Origin of the sequence: Ancylobacter sp. SL191 (assembly GCF_026625645.1) — a bacterium.
Lineage (GTDB): Bacteria > Pseudomonadota > Alphaproteobacteria > Rhizobiales > Xanthobacteraceae > Ancylobacter.
On the sequence record NZ_CP113056.1, the window covers coordinates 4,232,696 to 4,256,119 of the forward strand.

Here is a 23,424-nt window from a genome sequence, read left to right on the forward strand (position 1 = left end):
CTACCCCACCCTTTGCCCCTCCGGCATCAGCTGGGCGTAGAGCTTGCCCAGCCGGTCGCGGTAGCGATCCTCGGAAAACAGCGCCGCCTGCACGCGCCCTTCGCCGGAGAGGCGGGCGCGCAGGTCGGCGTCGCCGGCCATGGTCTTGATGGCGTCGGCGATGGCGCGCGGGTCGTATGGGTCGACCATCAGCGCCGCATTGCCCGCCACTTCGGGAATGGACGAGGTGTTCGAGGTGATGACCGGCGTGCCCAGCGACATCGCCTCCAGCACCGGCAGGCCGAACCCCTCATAGAGCGAGGGGAAAACGAGCGCCTTGGCGCCGCGAATGAGGCTCACCAGCAGCGGGAACGGCGCGTAGTCGAAGCGGCGCACGCGGTCGCGGGTGAAGGTGAGGTTGTCGAGCTGTTCGAGATAGCGGTTGCTGCCCTCATTGAGGAAGCGCAGTTCCTCGCCCGCCTTCCACGCGGTCTTGCCGAGCAGCACCAGGGGCTCGCTCACCTGCGAGGCGAGATAGGCCTCGACCAGCCGGCCGATGTTCTTCTTCGGCTCGATGGCGCCGAAGAATAGGAAATAGCCCTTGTACTTCAGCCCGAACGCGCCCTCGACCTCCTCGCGGACCAGATCTTCGCTCTTCTCGGCGTATTTCGCGGGGATGGAGACCGCCTGATAGGTATTGGTGATCTTCTCCTCGGGGTAGCCGAACAGGTCGACGATATCGCGCTTGGAGGCCTCCGAGACGGTGACGATATGGTCGGCCCGATCCAGCACGCCCTGGATCATCCGCTTGTAGAACTTCTTGTTGTCGAGCGTGGTGAAGGGCAGGCGCAGCGGCACGAGGTCGTGCAGCGTGTAGATGTTGCGCGTGCCCGGCAGGCGGATCGGCAGCGGGTAGGTCCAGTGCATCAGCGCCGGCTTGTCGACGCCGCTCACGGTGAGGAAGTGCTTATAGGCGTGGAAATGCCAGTAGCTGCGGGAGAACAGCTCGGGCGCGTTCCAGATCCGATCATAATGCGGCAGGCGCGACTGGAAGCTGCGGGTGATGACCTTGCCGCTCATCGGCACGTCCTTCGCCCGCACGCCGAGCGGGGAGGTCATGAGCTGGCGCAGCCGGCGGGTGATCTCCAGCATCAGCGAGGGCGAGCCGACATTGGGGTCGAAGAAGGCGATCTCGCGCAGCAGTGGGTCGGCGCTGGGCGCGGCCCGCGTGCCGTAGAGAATTTCCGTCCGGTAGCCGAGCGCGCCGCAGGCGAAGCTCAGGTTACGGGCATAGGTCGCGACCCCCGTGCCGGCTTCCAGCGCGAGGTTGTAGCCGTCGATCATCACCGTGCCGCGACCCGGGCCGCGCCCCGTGGGCACGAGCCCGGCGGGGACATCCGGCATCAGGCCCGGCCGGGCACCCGTCAGAGTGCCCACCCCCGTCTCGTCATCCCGCAACAGCATCGGGCTCCGGCATCTTGCGCTTGGCCGGCGCCTTGTAGGGCCCGTGCGAATAGGGAATGTCGCGAATGAGCGGCAGGTCGAACACCGAGCCCTCGCGCGGGGCGGCGAGCGGGGCGACGTCGATCGGCAATGCGTCGATCAACGGGTCGACATCGAACGCCACCGGGCGCCAGGCGAGGTCGATCGCCCAGATCAGGTGCGCCCAGTCGGTGCGCTTGTTGCGGCGCTGGACATAGACCGGAATGGCCGAGCGGCCGACGCCCTGATAGAGGTCGGTGATGCGCAGATCATAGCCGTCATCCGGGTCGAGCTTGCGCTCGATCAGCCCTTCCGGCTGGCCGCGCGGCGAGAAATACAGGCAGGGAATGCCGTAGCTCTCGGCGAACACCATGCCGTGCAGGCTGGTGGAGACGAGGCGCTGGCAGGACAGGATCTCGTCCAGCTTGTCGCGCAGCCCCTGCGCGCTGATCGGGGTCAGCGTGTTGATGATGTGCACGCTCCCCTCGAACTCGGCGGGGATGTGGTAGCGCTCATAGGCCTCGCGCGGCAGCGTATCGAGGGCGCGGTCGGTCAGGTCCGAGAGGTGGACGATGACGCCGAGCTCCCACTTCTTCTCCAGCGTCGGGTTGTAGAAGCGCGGCAGCGCCCAGACGGGATCGCCGAACACCGCCGGGCCGACGGCGTTTTCCTCGCCGAGAATGGCGCGGCTGACCGGACCGCGCGTGGCGTGGACGCGGTAGATCGACTTCGGATCGGGGCGGAAGAGCTGGCGCTCGCCGTCCTGCGTCGGGTTGAGGTAACGCGAGGAGCCGGTGCCCCATACCGAGACGTCACCGCCCTTCAGGTTCTGGGCGATGGTGCCGACCGCCGCCATGCGGGTGCTCGGGGCGTCATGCGCCTGATGGGCGATGGGACGGCCGGAGAGCAGCGCGACCATGACCGGGGAAAGGGCGTCACCGAGGTTCAGATAGTTCTGCTGGCGGGTCGCCGCCGCCCAGGTCAGCGGCACGGTGCCGGTGTCGCGGACGAGTTCTCGCAGGGTGGGTTTGCTCACAGGATGATTTCCTTTTTTGCGCTTACTCAGCCGCCAGGACAGGCGCGGTGGGCACAGGGGCCGCTTCGACGCGCTGGTAGATGTCCTCCAGGCGGACGATGTCGTCCTCGCCGAGATAGGAGCCGACCTGTACCTCGATGAGTTCGAGCGGAATGCGTCCGGGGTTGGAAAGCCGATGGACCGAGCCGAGCGGGATATAGGTCGACTGGTTCTCGTGAACCGTCGACACGGTCTCCCCGACGGTCACTTCCGCCGTGCCGCGCACCACGATCCAGTGCTCGGAACGGTGATGGTGCTTCTGCAGCGACAGCCGCTCGCCGGGATCGACGACGATCTTCTTCACGCGGAAGCGGCCGCCGAGATTGATGGTCTCATAGCTGCCCCAGGGCCGGTGGCACTTGGGGTGCTCATTGGCCTCGTTGCGGCGTTCGGCCTTCAGCGCGGCGACGAGGTGCTTGACCTCCTCCGAGCGCTCGGAGGGCATGACCAGCACGGCGTCGCCGGTGGCGATAATCGACAGTCCTTTCACGCCCACGGCGGCGACCAGCGGGCCGTCGGAATGAATGTAGCTGTCCTGCGCATCGACCAGCCGCACCGGGCCGCGCTGCACATTGCCGCGCTCGTCGGCCGCGCCGATCTCGCGCATGGCGTTCCAGCTGCCGACATCGGACCAGGGGAAGCTGCCCTCGACCACGGCGGCGCGGCTGGTACGCTCCATCACCGCATAGTCGATGGACACGCTGGGCGCGCTGCGAAAGTCCGCGCCGAGGCGGCAGAAGCCGAGATCGCTCTTGGCGCTCGCCAGCGCGCGGCGCACGGCATCCACCACGTCCGGCTCGTAAAGCTCGGCCTCGTCCAGCATGAGCTGGGCGGGGAAGAGGAAGTTGCCGGAATTCCAGAGATATCCCTCATCCATGTACTGGCGGGCGAGGTCAGCATGCGGCTTTTCGGCGAAGGCCTCGACGCGCGCGGCGCTGCCGCCATTGAGCGCGGCGCCCGGCCGGATATAGCCATAGGAGGTGCGCGGCTCGGTCGGGGTGATGCCGAACGTCACGATATGGCCGAGGCCGGCGGCGTTCAGCGCCTTGTGGCAGGCGCTATGGAAGGCCGGCGTGTCGCCGATCACATGGTCGGCGGCGAGCACAAGAACGCTCACCTCCTCGCCATGCAGACGCTGGGCGAGCAGGGTGGCGGCGAGCAAAGCGGGGGCGGAATCGCGCCGCACCGGCTCCAGCAGCACGGTCGGCTCGATGCCGATTTCGCGGGCCTGGCGCTGGGCGAAAAAGCGGAATTCCTCATTGGTGACGACGATGGGCGCCGCAAACAGCGCGCCCGGCGCCACGCGGCGCAGCGTCTCCTGATAGAGCGTGCCGGTATCCTCGGCGAGAGCAAGGAACTGCTTGGGCAGCGAGTCGCGGGAAATCGGCCACAGGCGGGTGCCCGAACCACCCGCGAGAATGACCGGCACGATCTTCGAGTCAGCGATCATCTGTCTTCTCCGCCATTGCGCGTGCGGTCACCGCAGGACCACAGAGCCGTCTATTCGCAAGTGCGAGATAGTATATATGATAACGAATACGTCAACATGCATTCATTAATCCGATTAGAACAAAAATTACGGCAATTTATGGCAGTCATCCGTCAACAAATACCTCTTTTCTCACCGATTTTTCGGGAACTATATCTTCCGATACCTTTTCCGATAGATTGGTTGCATCGCAACACCCAGGGGCTGCACTGAGCGCGAGCGGCTGCACCTGGACCGCGAAGAGCCGGCGCAGCACCGCCTCGCGCAGCACGGGCGGGGTGACACGGCCGAGCGCCACCAGTCCCACCAGCGCGAAAGGAAAGCTCACCCGCCGCGCGCCGCGCTCGGTGGCGCGGGCGATGGTCTCGGCCGCGCGCGCGGCGCTCCATTGCAGCGGGCGCCAGCCGCGATAGGTCTCGGCCATGCCGGTGGCGATGAAGCCGGGACAGGCGACGGTGAGGCTCACCCCCTGCCCCGCCAGCACCGGGCGCAGAGCCTCGCCATAGGCGATGAGCGCCGCCTTGGTCGCGCTGTAGGTCGGCTGGTCGGGCAGCGGCATCAGCCCGGCGAGCGAGGCGATGAGCACGATCCGCCCCTCGCCCCTCGCCCGCATCGGGTCGATCAGCGGCAGCACGCTGGCCACCGCCCCCTCCACATTGGTGCGGATCTGCGCGACCACATCATCCAGCGTCTCGGCTTCACCCCGCGGGCCGAGACTCGCCTCGACGCCGGCATTGGCGAAGACGGTGTCGATCGGCTGCTCGGCATCGGTCCGGGCGATCAGCGCATGGAGCGCGGTGCTCTCGCGCACATCCATCACCAGAAGACGCACCTGCGCGCCGCGCATGCGGCAATCATGCACCACGCGGGCGAGCCGCTCGACATCGCGCCCGATCAGCGACAGGGCGATGCCCGGCGCCGCGTAATGGCGTGCCAGAGCCGCCCCGAGCCCGCCGGACGCGCCGGTGATGAGGATGTGCCGCCCGCTCATGGCCGCGCCTCCCGCGCCGGCAGCGCCGCCAGCGCCTCGACCTCAGACGTCGCCATCCGGGCAACGAGGACGTCGACCGCCGTGGCGATGGCCTGCGGCGCGAAGAAGCCGCCGGGAAGCTGCGTGCGGGCGATCACCAGCCGGCGATAGGCGCCGACCAGCGCCGCATCGGGCGCGGCCCCCGCGCGCCAGAAATCATCGAGCGAGCCCTGATGGGAGAGCCCTTCCATGTCGTAGGTGGCACGGCCCAGAACCTTCAGCGGGCGGCCATGCTTCAGCGCCAGCATGGCGGTGGTGGAATTCACCAGCACCACCCCGGCGCACCCCGCGACCAGCGGCTCGACATCGCCGTCCTCGATGAAGATCACCCGCCCGTCGAGGCCGAGCTCACGCGCCAGCCGCGCGATCATCCGCCGGCTGGCGGGAATGCTGGTGTCATAGGGGTGGCGCTTCACCACCAGCCGCACCCCATCCGGCGCGTGCCGGGCGAAGGAGCCGAGCACCGTGCGCGCCACCTCCTCCACCGAGCGGAAATCCGAATGCACCCGCATCTGGAAATCGCCTTCCAGTTGCAGGGGAAACAGGAAATAGGCGCCGCCCCCGGCGATGCGCGCCCGCGCCGCCCGGTCACGCCGCGCCGCCGCGCTCGACCCCAGCCAGCGCCACACCCAGCCGGCATAGTCGCGCGCCGGGTGGATCAGCGTGTGCCGGCGGTAGCGCGGGAAAAGCGGGGCCAGCAGGAAGTAACCGAGATGCCAGCGCACATCCCACAGCGCGCGGGGCGCGAAGGGTTCCGGCACCGGCGCGGGCTCCAGCGGCTCCGGCAGATGCGCGGCCTGCGCCCGCACCTCTTCGGGCTGGCGCGGCAGGTCGGAATGGGCGTTGACGCCCCGGCTCTCGCAGGTGATGCGGCCGGGCCGGACATAGCCTTCTTCCAGCAGATGCAGGCGGATGCCACGCGCCCGCGCTGCCGCGATGGCCGGCACATGATAGGGCCGGCAGTCGCCAAACAGCACGAGGTCGGTGACGCCGGCCTCACTGAGGAGCCGCTCGACATAATCAGGCCAGTCGGCCAGCGCGCCGCGATAGAGCCGGGCACGGCTGGGCCAGAACATCACGTCCCCGCCGCACAGATGCACCTTCTCGATCCGCCCGCCTCGCGCACTCAGTGCCTGCGCGAGGCGATGGCCGAAGGGCGAGGCGGGGCCCTGCAGGAACAGGAACACCGCGCCGTCGAGAATCCCGTCGCGCCCCTGCGGCCGTGCCACAACCGTGGGACGGGCCGGCGGCGCCGCGCGCTCGCTGCCCGACAGTCGCTCCAGCACGACCGGCTCGCCCGGCGCGCCGGCAAAGGCGAGGCGCTCGGGCGCCAGCGCCTCCAGAGCGAGCCCTTTGGCCGCCCCGTTCAATAGTCGATCCGGTCGACGATGGCCGCCGGCAGCGGCCAGGAACTGTCGTCCGGCGACACCGCGAGCGGCATCGGGAAGGCGCGGATCAGCGGGCGGTCGTCATAGGTGAGCGGGCGCCACTTGCCATAGACCCAGGACAGCACGGCGTTCCAGTCGGTCGGCTTGGAGCGGTCGAGGCAGTAGGAGGACAGCGTGGTCCGCCCCGCGCCCGAGTAGAAGTCGCGCATCCGGTGGTCGATCTGGTGCTCGTGATTACCGAGGTCGAGCATCCGCCCCTCGCCATCGCCATAGGTGGCGAACCAGGCGCAGGGGATGCCGTAGGTCTCGGCGATGACGAGGCCATGCAGCGAGGTGGAGACGATGGCGCGGCAGGAGACGATCTCCGCCACCTTGGCCTTCATGCCCTCCGGCGTCGGCGGGCAATGGGTGTTGATCAGGCGGATGCGGTCCTTGAAGGCGTCCGGCACCGCGTAGCGGATCAGCGACGCCTTCACCTGCGAATCGAGCTCGCGCCCGTCGAGCTCGGTGATGTGCAGGATGACGCCGAGATCATGCGTCTTATCCACATCGCGCATCGGCCAGAAGCGCGGCAGCATCCACACCGGATCGCCGAAAATATCGGGCACCTCGATGCCGGCGGCACGCAGCGTGCGGGCGCTGTTCGGCCCGCGCAACGCGTGGATGTTGAACTCGGTGTTGGCCGGGCGGACATAGCCATGCACCAGCGGGTCGACCGGGTTGCGCTCGGCATCCACCCCGGTGCCCCAGAAATGCAGCACGCCGTTGCGCTGGTTGTGGCCGATCGTGCCGACGCCGACCATGCGCTCGATCGGCTGGTCGAAGCCGGCGCGGCGCACCGGCACACCCGCCATGCCGGCGACGATGAGCGCGCTCAGCGTATCGCCCAGATTCGCGTGCGGGCTCTCCCGCGTCGTCGCCGCCCAGGAGAGCGGGATCGAGATGCGGTCGGCGTTCATCCGCAGCAGCGTGGCAAGCGGCTCCGGCACGCCCGCATCGGGACCGGCGGGGGGAATATCGGTGCGGCGGACCTCGACCGCTTCGCGCGGCTTGGCCGGGGCGAGCATCGCCGACGGCTCGGCACGCGCCGGTGCGGGAGAAGGCGCAGCACGGGCGGGCGCGGCGGCGAAGCCACCGCCGGCCTCGCGGTCCTGCTGCTGGAGCTGGGCCACATCATGCTGGAGCACCAGCCCCTTGATGACCGGATGCTGCCACACCGTCCGGCCGCCGCGCGGCTTGATCGGCGAGGGCTTGAAGGGAAACGCGTCGATCAACCGGTCGGCCGCGAAGCCCGAGGGCTCCCAGGTGCGGTCCACCGCCTCCATCACCGCGTGCCAGTCGGTGGCAAGGCCCCGGTCCTGGAAATAGGCAGCGGTCTGCCGGCGGCCGAGGCCGAGATAGAAGTCGACGATGCGCAGGTCCGACGGCCCGTTCGGATCGAGCTCCAGCCGCCCCAGCCCGCGCGGCTCGGAGAGCGGCGAGAAATACAGGTTCGGAATACCATAGGCCTCGGCCACCACGAGGCCGTGCATGGTCATGGAGACGATGCGCTCGCAGGCGAGGATCTCGTCGAGCTTGGCCTGAATCGAACTCACTCCCAGCGGCGTTACCGTGGTGATGAGGTGGATGTGGTCCTTCAGCTCGTCGGGGATCTGGTAGCGCTGGAAGGCCGACAGCGGGCGTGCCTCGAAGGAGCGGTCGGCGAGCTCGGAGACGTGCAGGATGACGCCGAGCTTCCATTTCTTGGCCACCTGCGGCCGGTAGAACTGCGGCAGCAGCCAGGCCGGATCGCCATAGAGTCCGGGGCGCGGGCCGCCATTGGCCATCAGCTTCTCGGCCACCGGGCCGCTGGTGGCGTGCAGCACCATCGCGCCATGGGCGGGCGCCTCGAAGGCGACGCGGCGGTCCGGCGAAGCGGAAGGGTTCTTCCAGGGCGAGCAGCCGGTGCCCCAGACATGCACCTGCCCGCCCTCAAAGGTGTGGCCGATGGCGCCGATCGCCGCCATGCGCACCGATTGCGAGCGCGCGGGCACCCGACGCACCGGCACGCCGCCGACCAGCGCCGTCATGATCGGGCTCAGCGCGTCCTCGAAATTGAGGTAGTCCATGAGGGTGGTCGACCCCGCCCAGCCGAGGGGAACCTCGCCCTGAGCCCGAACGATTGCGTCCAGCGTCGGCGCCATATTACCTCTCGAAATCAAGAATATCGAAATTATTCGCCGTCAAATTGCGACGGAGAGTCCCCGCTAACGTAATAGAGTTAGCATGTTCGGCTAGCCTGTCTACCTCAGTAAAATATTCGCGGTTGTATTGAACCTTTTGCCCACCACCGCGTTTTCATCCGCCCCACATGCTGTGGCGCGGCGCCAGCCGGCGGCGTGACCATCGACCACCTGACCCTTTCCAGCAGCCTCCCCACCATTCTCCCCGCACGCCCCCGGCGTTGCGCTACGCGGGACACGGTCGAAAGGCACCCCTCGTCGAAATACATCCCTCTAGTTGCAACAACCGTCGCGGATGAAACTGTACCTCGAACTTCCGCGTTATCGCCGCATTTGAGTGAATCATCGACAGTACACAAGCGCACCATGAGCGACGGTAGGTTCAAACGGTTTGCCTCAATTTTCCAAACAACGAGCTCCATAAATCGCATTACTTATGAAATGCGGTCTCTGGTTACCGAAATTGGGTGAATTTTGGCGCCAATTACATAAGTTGGTATCTAGACATGCGTTTGGTTTTGATGCTGCAATGCACACCTCATGCGTATCGGCCGGATTTGCGACGGATCAGGGTGACCGTGAACGCCTCGCTCCGTCGACCAGTGAAGTGGGGCGCTCATGAATTTTGAAACCTTCGGACGTCAGGCCGGGCGAGATGTCGAGCCGGGGAGCTTGGCCTCCCTCGCCGAGTCTCTGCGGGAACGGCAGGCGCTCGGTGACGACAGCAATCATGAGAAACACCTTTCCAATGCCTTCGACCTGATCTCCGCTCGGCACAATTACTTGGAAACTCCAGCCGATATGCCGGTCGCCGGCGGCGTCTTCGTCGAGGCCGGCCAGTGCGTCATCTGGGGCTTCGACCGCGGCGACCTGAAGAAGCCGGTATCACTGCGTCTCATCGTCGACGGCGTCGTGGTGTTCGAGCGGGTCACCGCGCCCGAGGCGCATCTGCCGATCCACGCCACCGGCTACCGCCTCGCCAGCCACCGGCAGATGATCCTCACCATCAACGAGGCGAACATCGTCGGCGGGCCGCTCGCTGGCACCGAGCTGTGGCCCGAGCCGGCCCAGCGCGAGGAACTCTCGGCCTTCATCACCCATATTGGCGGCGTCGCCCGCGAAGCGCGGCTGCGCCACCGCATCTGGCACGACATTCCCAGGATCGCGCGGCGGCTGGAGACCTCGGAGGAGCCCCCGGCGCGCTGGCGGGCCTCGGTCTACACCCGCTACATGGCCAACCGCCTCGGCCAGCAGTCCAAGCTCTCGGGCGGCCAGTCGGTCGCCAACTGGATCGTGTCGGAGGTCTTCGAGGACCATTTCAAGCGGCAGGTGTTCTGCCTCACCGACGAGATCCGCACCCTGCTCAGCGAGCCGGTGATGAACCGCCGGGTGATGAAGCATGAGGTCACCCTCATGCTGTTCGCCTTCTGGCGCCGGCACTACCCGCATATCGACATCTTCACCGAGGATGGCCTGCGGCTGGTGCAGTACAAGTTCGCCACCGCGCCCTTCATCGGCGACAAGAACAATGCGAGCCTCGTCTCGGACGGGCTGCGCCGCTCGCTCGCCACGCCGGCCGACATGTACCGCAACCGCGAGCTGCCCTGGAGCTGGTACTGGCTGTTCCTCCTGGAGGATCAGGGCCTTGGCGGGCGGATGCGCGACGAGCAGTTCGTGCGCTTCATCTCCTTCCGCGAGGTGGCGCTGGACATCACCCAGCCCGACCGCCTCGCCTTCAGCCCGCATGTCTGGCGCGCCCATTGGGGCGCCGGCGGCACGGGCGATTTCACCCGTTTCGACCTCGCGCTCATCGCCCTGCTCAGCGGCGCGCTGATCCCCGAGGTCGCCATCGCCGAGCGCGGGCCGGCCTATTGGCGCGAGCGTCTGCGCGCCGAAGTGTATGAGCGCGCGCCGCAGCTTGCCGTGCTCTCGGCCACGGGGCCGGGGGAAGCGGATTCCGCCGACGACGCGCTGCCGATGCGCGATCTCGTCATCATCGGCCATGCCAACGACACCGGCGTCGGGCGCAACCTGTCCATGTTCGCCGAGGCGCTCAGTGCCTTTTCGCCGCTGGTGTTCAACGCCGATGACGGCGCCTGCGTGAACCCCGATGCCGCCTATGACCCGTCCATCGGCGTGCGCGCCCGCGTCGTGCTGCTCTGCGTGAACGCCGACCGCGCGCCGGAAATGCTGGCCCGCTTCGCCGGCATCTGCGAGGACGCGCACGTCATCGGCTTCTATCTCTGGGAAAGCGACCGGCCACCGGCGAGCCACGCGCTGGGCGCCGTGGCCGTCGACGAGATCTGGGCGCCGACCACCTATGTCGCCGACGCCTACCGCAAGATCACCTCGGTGCCGGTCACGGTGGTCGACAAGGGCATGCACCGGCCGCTCGCCTATGTGCCCTTCCTCGACCGGTTCCGCCGCTCGCCCGACGAGTTCATCTTCCTGACAGCGGCGGAGTTCGGCTCCTCCATCGTGCGCAAGAACCCACTCGATGTGGTCAAGGCCTTCCAGAAGGCGTTCGAGCACAGCGACCACAATGTGCGGCTCATCATCAAGATCCGCGAGGTCAATCCCGGCCACTGGAGCAACATCGATTCCTACTGGGAAGAGATCGAGGAGCGCATCTCCGGCGATGACCGCATCGTGGTGCTGGAAGGCAATCTGACGCCGGAGGAATACTGGACCCTGTTGTGGACCTCCGACGCCATGGTGTCGCTGCACCGCTCGGAAGGCTTCGGCTATGTGATCGCCGACGCCATGCTGGCGGGCAAGACGGTGGTGGTCTCCGACTATTCCGGCTCGCAGGATTTCTGCGACGAGAGCAACGCCTTCCTCGTGCCGGTGCAGCAGACCCCGACGCCGCCGGAATCCCTGGCGAGCCGCGGCTATATCGGCCAGTGGGGCATCCCGGACGTGGACGCCGCCGCGCGCGCCCTGTTCGAGGCCGCCGAACATGCCGAGCTGCGCGCGGTGCGGGCCGAGGCGGGCCTCGCCCGCGTGTCGCAGAAATACGATTTCGCGAGCTGGTCGACCGCCATCTCCCGCCGCATCGACGAGCGCATCGCCGCCAATCGCGCGGCCCCGACCGCGCCGACATCCCCCGCACCGGCTGAGGCGGAAGGCTAGGGCCGATCGCACTGCCGCTTTCCGCGCGGGTTCGCCCGCCGTGCCGCCGGTCGCGCATCACCGGCAGAGCTTTACGAGGTGCCGTTTGACCCATGCCGCCCCCGGCGCGAATGCCGCCCCAGCGTCGCTGCTGTCCCATCCCCTGCATGACGCGGCCATCATTGGCTGCGCCTGCCGGCTGCCGGGCGCGCGGAACGAGGCGGAATTCTGGTCGCTGCTGACGCGCGGCGACTGCGTGGTCACGGAAATTCCCGCCGAACGCTGGTCGCGCGAGCGCTTCCTGCATCCCGGCCGCGGCGTGCCGGGCCGGGCCTACACCTTCGCCGCCGGCGTGCTGGACGACATTGTCGGCTTCGATGCCGGCGCCTTCGGCCTGTCGCCGCGCGAGGTCGAGCAGATCGACCCGCAGCAGCGCCTGCTGCTGGAACTGGTGCGCGAGGCGTTCGAGGACGCGAATCTTCCGCTCTCCCAGCTCGCGGGCGCGCCGGTCGGCGTGTTCGTCGGCGCCTCCTCGCTCGATCACTCGCTGCATTTCGCGGCCGATATCGGCGCGGCGGACGCGCATTTCGTCACCGGCAACGCGCTCTCCATCATCGCCAACCGCATCTCCCACGTCTTCGGCTTCACCGGCCCGAGTCTGGCCATCGACACCGCCTGCTCCTCCTCGCTGGTCGCCTTCGACCGCGCGGTGAAGGCGATCGAGAGCGGCGAGATCGAGACCGCCGTGGTGGCGGGCGTGAATGTGCTCACCAGCCCGTTCAACTTCATCGGCTTCTCGCGCGCCGGCATGCTGTCGCCGACCGGCCGCTGCCGCCCCTTTTCCGGCGCGGCGGATGGCTATGTGCGCGCCGAGGGCGGCGTCGTCACCATCCTCACCCGGCTGAAGGGCGCGACCGGCGCCGGCCTCACGCCGCGCGCGGTGGTGCTGGCGACTGGCACCAATTCCGACGGGCGCACGCTCGGCATCGCCATGCCGGAGAGCCGCGCCCAGCAGCGCCTGCTCGAGGAACTCTACACCGCCCGCGCCATCGACCCGAACCGCCTCGCCTTTGTCGAGGCGCATGGCACCGGCACGCTGGTGGGTGATCCCGCCGAGGCGAGCGCGGTGGGGCAGGCACTCGGGCGCCGGCGCAGCGCGCCGCTGCCCATCGGCTCGGTGAAGTCCAATATCGGCCATCTCGAACCCGCCTCGGGCCTTGCCGGCCTGCTGAAGGCGCTCAGTGCGCTGGAAAAGCGCCAGCTTCCCGCCTCGCTGCACCTCGATACGCTGAACGCCAACATCGACTTCGCCGCGCTCAACCTCGCCCCGGCGGCCGAGCCGGTGGCGCTGGCGGACGATGCCCGCCTCGCCGGCATCTCGTCCTTCGGCTTTGGCGGCACCAACGCCCATGCGGTGATCCGCCTGCCGGAGGCGCACGAGCTGCCCGCCCCGCCGGCCGATCCCGCCGCCCGCGTGCTGATGATCTCGGCGCAGAGCCCGGAGGCGCTGAACCGCCTCGCCGAGAGCTATGCCGACCGGCTCGACAGCGAGATGGAGCGCGCCCGCGTTGCCCATGCCGCCGCGCATGGCCGCGCCCGCCTGCCCCATCGCCTCGCCGTCTCCATCGAAGACCCGGACGCGCCCGCCAAGCTGCGCCGTCTCGCGCGCGGCGGCGCCGAGGTCGCTCTGCAACGCGGTGTCGTCGGCACGGCCGGCAGCGAGGTCGCCTTCGTCTTCACCGGCAATGGCGGGCAATATCCCGGCATGGGCCATGCCGCCTGGCTCGCCAGCGCGCCGTTCCGCGCGGTGATCGACGAGATCGACGACATCTTCGCCCCCACGGCCGGCTGGTCGCTGGCGCAGGCCTTCCGCCAGCCGCCGGACGAGACCGCACTCGCCGCCACCGAAATCGCCCAGCCGCTGATCTTCGCGCTGGAAGTCGCCGTCGCCCGCGCGCTGATGGAGGCCGGCTGCCGGCCGGCGGCGGTGGTCGGCCACAGCGTCGGCGAGATCGCGGCCGCGCATATCGCCGGCGCGCTCAGCCTGTTCGACGCCACCCAGCTGATCTATTGGCGCAGTCGCCTGCAGGGCGAGACGCGCGGCGCCGGCACCATGGCCTTCCTGATGGCGAGCCCGGCCCGCGCGCAGGAACTCATCGCCGCCGCCGCTCAGCCCGAGGTGGTGATCGGCGCGCGGAATGCCCCCAAGGGCGTCACCGTCGCCGGCCCGACCCCGGCGTTGGATGCGGTTTTGCGCCTCGCCCGCCGCCAGGGCGTGGTCGGCAAGCGGCTCGGCATCGACTACCCCTTCCACTCCCCGGCCATGGCGCCGCTGGAAGGGCCGATCCTTCAGGCGCTGTCGCTGCTCGAGCCGCGCACGCCCGCCATTCCCTTCATCTCCAGCCTGACCGGCGCCGCCATTACCGACGCCAGCCTCGGCGCGCGCTACTGGTGGGACAATATCCGCCAGCCCGTGCTGTTCGACACGGCGCTGCGCCATCTGGCGGAAGACCGCAGCATCGGCATTTTCCTGGAGATCGGGCCGAAGCCCGTGCTGACCGGTTTCGTGCGCGAGATCCTCGCCGACGCGAACCGGCCCGGTGTGGTGCTCGCCTCGCTGCAGGACAAGGACCGGCCGGAGGACGACCCGATCGAGCGCGCTTTGCTCGCCGCCCTCGTCAATGGCGCGCGGGTGGATGAGGAGCGCCTGTTCGGCGCCCCCGCTCTGCCCGGTCGCCTTCCCCTGCCGATCACCCCATGGAACCGCCAGCCGATCCTTCCGCCGCGCACCCGCGAGGCGGTGGACCTGATCGGCGGCGGCGCGCCGGACCATCCCCTGCTCGGCGTGCGGCTGATGCAGAACGGGCGGGAATGGCGCGGCATGCTGGATGTCGAATCCCGCCCCTTCCTCGCCGACCACAAGGTGGGCGACAGCGTCATCGTGCCGGCGACCGGCCTCGCGGAGATGGCGCTCGCCGCCGGCCGCGCCGCGCTCCGCACGGATCGCCTGCGGCTGGAGGATTTCGACATCCTCGCCGCGCTGCGCCTGAATGCCGGCGAGAGCGTGGAGACGCGCGTCGCGCTCGATGCCGAGGGCGCGGTCGCCATCACCTCGCGCGCCCGTGGCGCCGAGGAATGGAGCCTCAACGCCCGCGGCCGGGTGCTGGCGGATGAGGACGCAGCCCCCGCCGCTGTCGCAGCAGCCGGCAGTGCGGAAACCGAGCTCGACGCCGCCGCGCTCTATGAGGGCGCCGCGCGGCTCGGCCTCGCTTACGGCCCGGCCTTCCGGCTGGTGACCCGCGCCGCCCGCAGCGGGGCGCACATCACCCTCGATCTCGCCACGCCCAGCGCGAACACTTGTTCGGCGGACGCAAATTTCGTTCTGTCGCCCATGCACGCCGACGCCGCCCTGCACGGGCTGGTGCTCGCCATGGACGAGGCGGCCGCGCCCGGCACAGCCTTCGTGCCCGTGCGCATCAACGCGCTGCGCGTCCTCGCCGCCGGGGTGGCGCCCGTCCGCGCCGAGCTGACGGTAAACCGCGCCAGCCCGCGCTCGCTCGAACTCGACATCACCCTGTTCGACGCGCAGGGCACGCCGGTCGCGCGGATGGAAGCGGTGCGGTTGCGCGCGCTCGCCCTCTCCAGCGCCCCGACCCTCGATAGCGATTTCCGCCAGAGCCTCGTGCCGGTCGGCCCCGCCCTCAGCGACGCCGCAGCGCGCGTCTCCGCCTTTCTGGAGAGCGCCGGCGCGCCGGAGCAGGATGACGACACGCTGCTGACCGACGCCCTCGCCTACACCATCGCCCACCGCGCCGTCCTGGCGGTCGCGGGCGAGGAGGCGCGGGGCGGCGCGCGGCTCGACATCGACGCGCTGATCGTCGACGGCCGCCTGCCCGCCGAGCGCAAGCCGGTGCTGCTGACCCTGCTCGCCCTGCTGGCCGAGGGCGGCCTCGCCCGGCACAGCACGGAGACCGGCTGGCGGGTGTCGGCGACGAGCGACCTGCCCGCCCCCGAGCCACTGCTGCACGAGATCGCCAGCGTCGCGCCCGACCGCGCGGCGGAGCTGGCCATCGGCGCGCGTCTGGCGGCGGAATTGCCCGGTCTGATCGGCCTGACTGCACCGATCGTCCACCTCACTGGCCTGACTGACCACTGGGAATCCGCCTCTCCGGCCGCCCGCGCCGTGGCCGCGCAGGCGGTAGCGCTGACCGAAGCGGTCGCCGGTACTATTGCACCTAATGTCGTTCTGGTGGAGCGCCACGGCACCGTGCTGGAGGCGCTGCGCCCGCTGGCCGAGGCTGGCCGGATCCGGCTCACGATCATCCCCGCCGATGCCGCCGCCCGCCCGCGGCTCGCCGACCGGGTGCGCGCCACGGCAAATATTTTCCTGTTGGATCAACCGCTTGGCGAGGCGGATCTGATCCTGCACGTCGATCCGCGCCAGCCGCTCGACCCGCAAGGCGAGGCCGCCGCAAGGCTGACGGAAACGCTGCGCCCCGGCGGCGTGCTGGTGTCGCTGGGCATCGCCGCCACCGGCTTTGCCCGGCTGATGAACCTGACCGCTCCCATCGGAGAGCGCTTCCATCGCCTCATCCATGCGCGCGGCGCCTGCGATGTCGTTGAAATAAAAAGCAAAAAACTGGCCGATCCGACCAAGGGCGACAGCCTCGCGGGGGCGGTGCTGGCGCTGCTCGCCACCGATGCCGGCAGCTGCCTCGTCTCGCCGCGCGGCCATGAGCTGGAGGGCGACCCCACCGCGCCCGGCGCGCAGGTGTTTATATACCGCCCATTGGCCGATGACAGCGCCGCCTCGATGGCCAAGGCGCTGGGAAAAGCCGGCGCGCTCATGGAAACCCTGCGCGCCACCACCACGCCCCCGGCGCTGCGCCTGCTGATCGACGGCGACCCGCTCGGCCCCCATCCGCGCGCGAGCGCGCTGTGGGCATTCGGCCGCACCGCCATCAATGAACACCCCGATCTCGACATCAAGCTGGTCGCGCTGAACCGCCGGGTGATCGATTCCGCGGTGGCCGCCGAGCTCGCCCGCGCCATGGTCGAGCTGCCGCACGAGCGCGAATTGGTCATGGATGACAAGGGTTTGCAGGCCGTACGCCTCGCCCCCGCGCCGCGCGAGCGTGCGCTTGCCGCCCCCGCGCTGCGCCTTACCATGGAGCGGCCCGGCTCGCTCGACCGGCTGGACTGGCGGGCGCTGGAGCGCCGCGCGCCCGGCCCCGGCGAGGTCGAGATCGAGGTCGTCGCCGGCGCGCTGAACTTCCGCGATGTGATGTTCGCGCAAGGGCTCATCGGCGACGAGATGCTGGAAAACGGCTTTGCCGGCGCCCGCCTCGGCTTTGAATGCGCCGGCCGCGTGCTGCGCGTCGGCCCGGGGGTAATTTCACACCGGTCGGGCGATGCGGTGATGGCCTTCGCCCCCGCCGCACTGGCGAGCCACACCACCATTCCCGCCCATGCCGCCCTGCCCGTCCCCCCCGCCATGCCGCTTGAGGCCGCCGCCACCCTGCCCGTCGCTTTCCTCACCGCCTGGTACGCCCTCATTGAGTGCGCCCGGCTGCGCGAGGGGGAGACGGTGTTGATCCATGGCGCCGCCGGCGGTGTCGGCATGGCCGCGATGCAGATCGCGAAGGCGCGCGGCGCGCGGATCATCGCCACTGCCGGCTCGCCGGAAAAACGCGCTCTGGCAAGGCTTTACGGTGCGGATGCGGTGTACGATTCCCGCGACACCGCCTTTGCCGAGGCGATCCGCGTGGCGGGCGGCTGCGAGGTCGCGCTCAACTCGCTGTCCGGTCGGGCGATGGAGCTGACGCTGCGCACGCTGAAGCCCTTCGGCCGTTTCGTCGAGCTGGGGAAGCGCGATTTCATCGCCAATACCGGGCTGGGCCTGCGCCCCTTCGCCCGCAACCTGTCCTATTTCGGCGTCGATGCCGACCAGCTTATCGCCGCCCGCCCCGCGCTGGTGCAGGGCATGCTGGCGGAACTCTCCGCGCTGTTCGTCAGCGGTGCATTGACACCTCTCCCCTACCGGGTCTTCGCCGCCGACGATGCCCGCGCCGCACTGCGGCTGATGCAGGGCGCCGGCCATGTCGGCAAGATCCTCATCCGCCCGCCCGTCACCCCGCCCGCCCGCGCCGAAACGGCACCTTTTGCGGCAGCGTCGGAGGGGGTTCACATCGTTGTCGGCGGCACAGGCGGCTTCGGCCGCGAAACGGCGCGCTGGCTGGCGAAAAAGGGCGCGCGCCACATTGTCGTCGCCTCGCGTAACGGTGTGAAGACACCGCCTCTGGAGATCGACGGCGTGGACATCACCGCCGAGCGCCTCGACGCCCGCGACTCCCATGCCTGCCACGATTTCCTCGCCCGGATGGCCGCCCGCCACGGCCGCATCGCCGGCATCATTCACACCGCCATGGTGCTTGACGACGCGCTGGTCCGCGACCTCGACCGGGGTCGTTTCGAGGCGGTGCTGGCCCCGAAGGTCGACGGCGCGCGCCATCTCGATGCCGCGACCGCCGGACTGGACCTCGATTATTTCGTGCTCTTCTCCTCGGCGACCACGCTGGTCGGCAATCCCGGACAGGCCGCCTATGTCGCCGCCAATGGCTATCTGGAAGCCCTCGCGCGGCGGCGCCGGGCGGCGGGCCTGCCGGCGCTCGCCATGGTCTGGGGGGCTATTTCCGATGTGGGCGTGCTCGCCCGCGATGGCGCCACGTCGGAAAAGCTGAGCCGCCGCCTGGGCTTGGGCCTACTCACCGCGTCGGATGCGCTCGACGAGCTCGGCCGCACGCTCGGTGATCCCGACCAGCCTGCCACCCGCGTCCACGCCCCCATCGACTGGCGGGCGGCCCGCGAACTCGCCGTCATGCGCGGGGCGAGCTTCGCCGCGCTCCAGCCGGCGGCGGAGGAAACCATCGAGGGCGTGGATGGCGGCGACCTTGCCGGCCTCATCCGCGACCTCAGCGACGGCGAGGCGCGCGCGACCATCCAGCGCCTGCTCGCCGCCGAGGTGGCGCGCATCCTGCGCCTGCCGGCGGACGCGATCGAGATGGCTCGTCCGCTCGGCGATATCGGCATGGATTCGCTGATGGCGCTGGAGCTCGACATGGAAATGCAGCGTCGCCACAAGGTCGCGCTGCCCATGCTCGGCCTTGGTGCCGGGGCGAGCTTGCAGGATGTTGGCGACAAGCTGCTGCGCAAGCTGCGTCCGTCCGCCGAGGGAGGCGCTGGCGGCCCGATCCTCGCGGCGGGCCTGCATCTGTCAAACGAGACCGCCGAGCTTGTCGACCGTCATTTGCGGGTCGAGCCGGCGGTCGTGGAGGCGCTTCAGGCGCGCGTCGCCGCCGAGATGCGCCGGGACGGGAGCCTGCTGCGATGACCACCCCGGACCCTCGCCTCGACGGCGCGGCGCGCAGCGCGCTTCTCGCCCGCCTGCGTGGCCGCCCAGCCGCGAACACCGAGGCGTCGCAGAGGTCTTATGATACCTCGTTCGAGACCCTGCCGGGTTTCGAGGAACTGAGGATCATGCGCGCAGCGGGGGATCTCCTCGGCGTCGCCAACCCGTTCTACCGCGCCCATGAAGGCTGCGCCGGCGCCACCACCCGGATCGAGGGGCGCGAGGTCATCAATTTCGCCTCCTACGACTATCTCGGCCTCAACGCCCACCCCGCCGTGCGGCAGGCGGCGCATGACGCGGTATCAAGATACGGCACCAGCGTCTCGGCAAGCCGGCTGGTGGCGGGCGAGCGGCCGTTTCACCGGGAGCTGGAAGCCGCACTGGCCGGTCTGCACCAGCAAGACGACGCCGTCGCCTTCGTTTCCGGCCATGCGGCCAATGTCACGACCATCGGCAGCCTGCTCGGCGCGGATGACGTGATCTTCCACGACGCCTTGATTCACAACAGCATTATCGTCGGCGCCGAGCTCTCGGGCGCGCGCCGCCGCAGCTTCCCGCACAATGATCTCGACGCTCTGGAGGCGATGCTGGCCAGCGAGCGCCCACGCAGCCAGCGGGCGCTGATCGTCGTCGAGGGGCTCTATTCGATGGACGGCGACATGCCGGACCTCGGCCGCCTCATCGCTCTCAAGGAGTGCTATGGCTGTTGGCTGATGGTCGATGAGGCCCACAGCGTCGGTGTCCTCGGGGCGCGTGGCCACGGGCTGGCGGAACAGGCCGGCATCGCCCCAGCTCGCGTTGACATCTGGATGGGCACGCTGTCCAAGTCACTGGCCTCCTGCGGCGGCTATATCGCCGGGCCGCAGCCGCTGATCGACTTCCTCAAGGCGACGGCGCCCGGCTTCGTCTACAGCGTCGGCCTGCCTCCCGCCGCCAGCGCCGCCGCGCGCGCGGCGCTCGCGGTGATGGGTCGGGAAAGCGAGCGCATAGCGCGGCTTACCACCAATTCGCGGCTCTTCCTCGCGGAGGCGCAGGCCGCCGGCCTCGATACCGGCACCGCCGAGGGCCACGCCATCGTGCCGGTGATGGTGGGGGATTCGCTCAAGGCGGTGATGCTGTCAGAGCGCCTGCTGGCGCGCGGTATCAATGTACTTCCCATCATCCATCCGGCCGTACCGCATCGTTCGGCACGGCTGCGCTTCTTCATCAGCGCCACTCACGAGACGGACCAGATCCGCACCGCGGTGGCGTTGGTCGTCGAGGAGATGGCGCAGTGCGACGCGCGGATGGCCGGGCTGGGCCTGACGATTTTGAGCGCCGAACAGGCGGGCTTCATGCCCGCCACGGCGCGGGAGACTGCACCATGAAGGTCGTTCTGGATATCACAAGGCTGCTGAGGCGCTCGAACCAGCGCACGCCGACCGGTATCGACCGCGTCGAGCTCGCCTATGCCCGCCATCTTCTGTCGAGCCCCGCTTATAAAGACAACGCCGCCTTCGTCGCCCGGCTGCGGGCCTCGACATGGTATCTTGATGCCGACACGGTCTCGTCCTTCGTGGACACACTGGCCTTGCGCTGGAAGCTCTCCGAAGGCCGCGTCACCAAGCGCGAGCTCTTCGCCATCGAGCGCTTCCTCGGCCAGCCGACCGGCGTTCTGGCCAATCTTGAACCGCCCACTCCCCTCCGCTCCGGGCTGCCGGACATCCTCCCGCCGCTGCGCCGCCTGTTTTCGCCGGTCAACCTGCTGCCGCGCCTCCTGCGCCGCCGCAATTCCGATGGTGCCGTCTATCTCAACGTCTCGCATGAGGGGCTGAATTCGATGAACGGCATGCGCTCAATGGCGCGCGGCCACCGCATGAAGCCGATGTTCCTGGTCCATGACCTCATCCCGCTGACGCACCCGGAATATGTGCGTCCTGGGGACGCCGAGAAGCACGAGATGCGCATGCGCACCGTGCTGACCTCGGCCAATGCCATCGTCTGCAATTCGCGCCATACGATGGGCGAGCTCAACGCCTTCGCCGAGCGATACCGCCTGCCTGTCCCGGAGACGGTGGTGAGCCCGCTCGGCATCGAGGACGAGTTCGATGACGGGCCGATGGAGAATGTCACCACCCATCCGTTCTTCCTGACCATCGGTACGATTGAACCGCGCAAGAACCACCTCGTCCTTTTGCATGCCTGGCGGGTGCTGGTCGAGAAGCTCGGCCCCAAGGCGCCCAAGCTCATCATCGTCGGCCGGCGCGGCTGGGAGAACGAGAACGTCGTCGACATCATCGAGCGCTGCCGCAAGCTGGGCGATCATGTGCTGGAATGCAACCGGCTGCCCGACGCGCATCTGCGCTGGCTGATGCGCCAATCACGCGGCGTGCTGTTCCCCTCCTTCGCGGAAGGTTTCGGATTACCTCTGTTCGAGGCGCTGGCGCTGCGGGTGCCGGTGATCTGCTCGGAACTCGACGTCTTCCGCGACATCGCCGGCGACGCCCCGCGCTATCTCGACCCGATCGACGGCCTCGGCTGGGCCCGCACCATCGAGGAATATGCCGATCCCCACTCGCCGGATCGCGCCGCGCAGTTCGCCAAGCTGGCGCAGCTCAGAGTCCCGCGCTGGCGGGATCATTTCTCGGTCATCGACCGGCTGATCGACGGCGTCGCCGAACCCTCGTCCAAGCCTGTGCCGCGGCCCGTCTCGGTCGTGACGCCGGAGCCTTCCGTGGTCGGCTGGCGGCCGGTGCCGAGCTTCGAGCGCAACAGCGCGTTGATCTTCGCCGGGGAACGGTCGACCGAGCCGGTCGGCTCCGTGTCCTTCTGCGCCGCCCAGCCGCATTCGAGCATGAGGTAATCCGTGGCCGTATCATCAGCCAACGCCTCGTGTCCGGGAAGGATGGGGGCATGATCGCCGTAAAACACCAGCAGCGAGCGGTCCGTGCGCAGATCGAGCGCCTCGACCAGCGCGCCGAGGAGAGCGTCCGCATTGGCGATGTGGCGGACATATTGCGCGATCGGATCATCCGTCTCGGCCAGCCGGCCCGGCCCGTAGGGGTCGTGCGCCTCCATGGTCACGGCCATGGCGAAAAGCGGCGTGCCGGCCTCAACCGCCTGCTCGATCTCGCGAATGAGTGTGCGAGCGACCGCCCGGTCGCTGACATAGGGTCCATAGCGATCCCCGTCGCTGTAGGCGTCCTCGGCCACGAAGCGCTCGAAGCCGAGTTGCGGGATGGCCCGGTCGCGGCGGAAGAAGCGCGGGTCGTGCGGGTGGAGGAACAGGGTGCACCAGCCGCCCACTCGCAACCGCGTGGCGAGCGAGGCCTCGGCCAGCCGGTCCGGACGCAAATAGGGGTCGAAGCGATCCATGCCCTGTGCGGCGAAGGGAATGCCCGTGAGCATCTCGACCTCGGAACGGTGCGTGTAGGCGCCGAAGCACGAAACCTCCAGACGGCCGCTGGCGAGGGCGCGCCCGCGCAGGCGGTCGAACGCCTCCAGACGAGCCGCGACACCCTGCCGTCGGATGTCGCAGAAGGATTCCGACTGGATGACGATGACCGCACGGTAGCGGTCGCCGAGGCGCGCCGGCCCGGGATCGGAATGCGCTGCGCGGACACGCTCCGCCCGCCACAGGGCGAAGCCGCCGACCAGTGTGGTCAGCAGGCCGACATCGCGCACAAGATCGCCGGCCGGGGCGCTGCGCAGCGGCTCGAGCGCGGCAAGGCGCTGCGCCAAGGGGCCGGCGAGCAGCAGCGCAGAGAGGCCGACGCCGCCGGCCAGAATGAGCGTCTGCACGCCGTATCCGAACAGGCGCGGCTCCTGCGCGGTCCAGACCGCGATGAGAGCAACCACCGCCGCGATGAACAGGGCAATTCCCGCCGCCTCGCGCCGGCCGAGATAGAACAGCGCCGGGTGGCGCATGAGTGTCATGATGAAAGCAAGATCGCTGAACACCAGCGGCTCGCGCAAATAGCCATACTTCGCCCGCGAAATGCCGACGAAGACGGTCAGCGTGATCAGGCTGGCCGCCGCCGCGAAGAACGGGCGAGCGGCCGCGCCCAGCCACAGCAGAAACAGGCTGGCGACGATCCCCGCGGCAAACGCCGTTACCGCCATCGGGCGCGCGGCCCGGCGCGGCGACGGGAGCGCACAGCGCTCAATCCAGGCGGCAACCATCAGAACAATCCCGAACAAGGCAGCCAGAACACCCAGACTGATCATGATTTGATCCATTTTGCCCGACACCTACCGCCTT

The 23,424-nt window shown here is 69.0% G+C and carries 10 protein-coding genes and 1 pseudogene; 4 read left to right on the forward strand and 7 right to left on the reverse strand.

Annotated features, from left to right (window positions below):
* From OU996_RS19390 to OU996_RS19415, 6 genes are all read right to left on the reverse strand, one after another.
* Complete coding sequence (locus OU996_RS19390) at window positions 1-1,416, reverse strand: glycosyltransferase family 4 protein (protein ID WP_267583219.1); 1,416 nt, start codon at window positions 1,414-1,416, stop codon at window positions 1-3.
* A gap of 10 nt (window positions 1,417-1,426) precedes the next feature.
* Window positions 1,427-2,497: a polysaccharide pyruvyl transferase family protein gene (locus tag OU996_RS19395; RefSeq protein ID WP_267583220.1), complete on the reverse strand. Its 1,071-nt coding sequence runs from the start codon at window positions 2,495-2,497 to the stop codon at window positions 1,427-1,429.
* A 22-nt stretch (window positions 2,498-2,519) separates the two neighbouring features.
* Complete coding sequence (locus OU996_RS19400) at window positions 2,520-3,986, reverse strand: mannose-1-phosphate guanylyltransferase/mannose-6-phosphate isomerase (protein WP_267583221.1); 1,467 nt, start codon at window positions 3,984-3,986, stop codon at window positions 2,520-2,522.
* 145 nt (window positions 3,987-4,131) lie between these two features.
* Window positions 4,132-5,016, reverse strand: a complete 885-nt coding sequence (locus OU996_RS19405; protein WP_267583222.1) for an SDR family NAD(P)-dependent oxidoreductase — start codon at window positions 5,014-5,016, stop codon at window positions 4,132-4,134.
* Window positions 5,013-6,425: a capsule biosynthesis protein gene (locus tag OU996_RS19410; protein WP_267583223.1), complete on the reverse strand. Its 1,413-nt coding sequence runs from the start codon at window positions 6,423-6,425 to the stop codon at window positions 5,013-5,015. The genes OU996_RS19405 and OU996_RS19410 overlap by 4 nt, the downstream gene beginning before the upstream one ends.
* A complete protein-coding gene (locus OU996_RS19415; RefSeq protein WP_267583224.1) occupies window positions 6,422-8,626 on the reverse strand; it encodes a polysaccharide pyruvyl transferase family protein in 2,205 nt (734 codons plus the stop codon). The genes OU996_RS19410 and OU996_RS19415 overlap by 4 nt, the downstream gene beginning before the upstream one ends.
* A gap of 840 nt (window positions 8,627-9,466) precedes the next feature.
* On the opposite strand from OU996_RS19415, the gene OU996_RS19420 reads away from it, so the two are divergent.
* The 4 genes from OU996_RS19420 to OU996_RS19435 all read left to right on the forward strand — a co-directional run bounded on the left by OU996_RS19420 (window position 9,467) and on the right by OU996_RS19435 (window position 22,026).
* Complete coding sequence (locus tag OU996_RS19420) at window positions 9,467-11,797, forward strand: glycosyltransferase (RefSeq protein ID WP_267583225.1); 2,331 nt, start codon at window positions 9,467-9,469, stop codon at window positions 11,795-11,797.
* A gap of 85 nt (window positions 11,798-11,882) precedes the next feature.
* A complete protein-coding gene (locus OU996_RS19425; RefSeq protein ID WP_267583226.1) occupies window positions 11,883-19,166 on the forward strand; it encodes a type I polyketide synthase in 7,284 nt (2,427 codons plus the stop codon).
* Window positions 19,163-20,551 (forward strand): aminotransferase class I/II-fold pyridoxal phosphate-dependent enzyme, encoded by a 1,389-nt coding sequence (locus OU996_RS19430; RefSeq protein WP_267583227.1) that lies wholly within the window; start codon window positions 19,163-19,165, stop codon window positions 20,549-20,551. Before OU996_RS19425 ends, OU996_RS19430 begins: the two co-directional genes overlap by 4 nt.
* Window positions 20,548-22,026 carry a glycosyltransferase family 4 protein gene (locus OU996_RS19435; protein ID WP_267583228.1) on the forward strand — a complete coding sequence of 493 codons (1,479 nt, stop codon included), beginning with the start codon at window positions 20,548-20,550 and terminating at the stop codon, window positions 22,024-22,026. Before OU996_RS19430 ends, OU996_RS19435 begins: the two co-directional genes overlap by 4 nt.
* Here OU996_RS19435 and OU996_RS21410 read toward each other — a convergent pair.
* A pseudogene (locus OU996_RS21410) lies at window positions 22,023-23,402 on the reverse strand (LTA synthase family protein); the annotation flags it as partial. The gene OU996_RS19435 and the pseudogene OU996_RS21410 overlap by 4 nt on opposite strands.
* Window positions 23,403-23,424: the final 22 nt, after the last annotated feature.

Bases quoted from the DNA above. Each gene is read 5' to 3' on its own strand.
- OU996_RS19400 (WP_267583221.1), bottom strand. From the start codon at position 3,986: ATGATCGCTGACTCGAAGATCGTGCCGGTCATTCTCGCGGGTGGTTCG.
- OU996_RS19405 (WP_267583222.1), bottom strand. From the start codon at position 5,016: ATGAGCGGGCGGCACATCCTCATCACCGGCGCGTCCGGCGGGCTCGGG.
- OU996_RS19415 (WP_267583224.1), bottom strand. From the start codon at position 8,626: ATGGCGCCGACGCTGGACGCAATCGTTCGGGCTCAGGGCGAGGTTCCC.
- OU996_RS19420 (WP_267583225.1), top strand. From the start codon at position 9,467: ATGCCGGTCGCCGGCGGCGTCTTCGTCGAGGCCGGCCAGTGCGTCATC.
- OU996_RS19430 (WP_267583227.1), top strand. From the start codon at position 19,163: ATGACCACCCCGGACCCTCGCCTCGACGGCGCGGCGCGCAGCGCGCTT.
- OU996_RS19435 (WP_267583228.1), top strand. From the start codon at position 20,548: ATGAAGGTCGTTCTGGATATCACAAGGCTGCTGAGGCGCTCGAACCAG.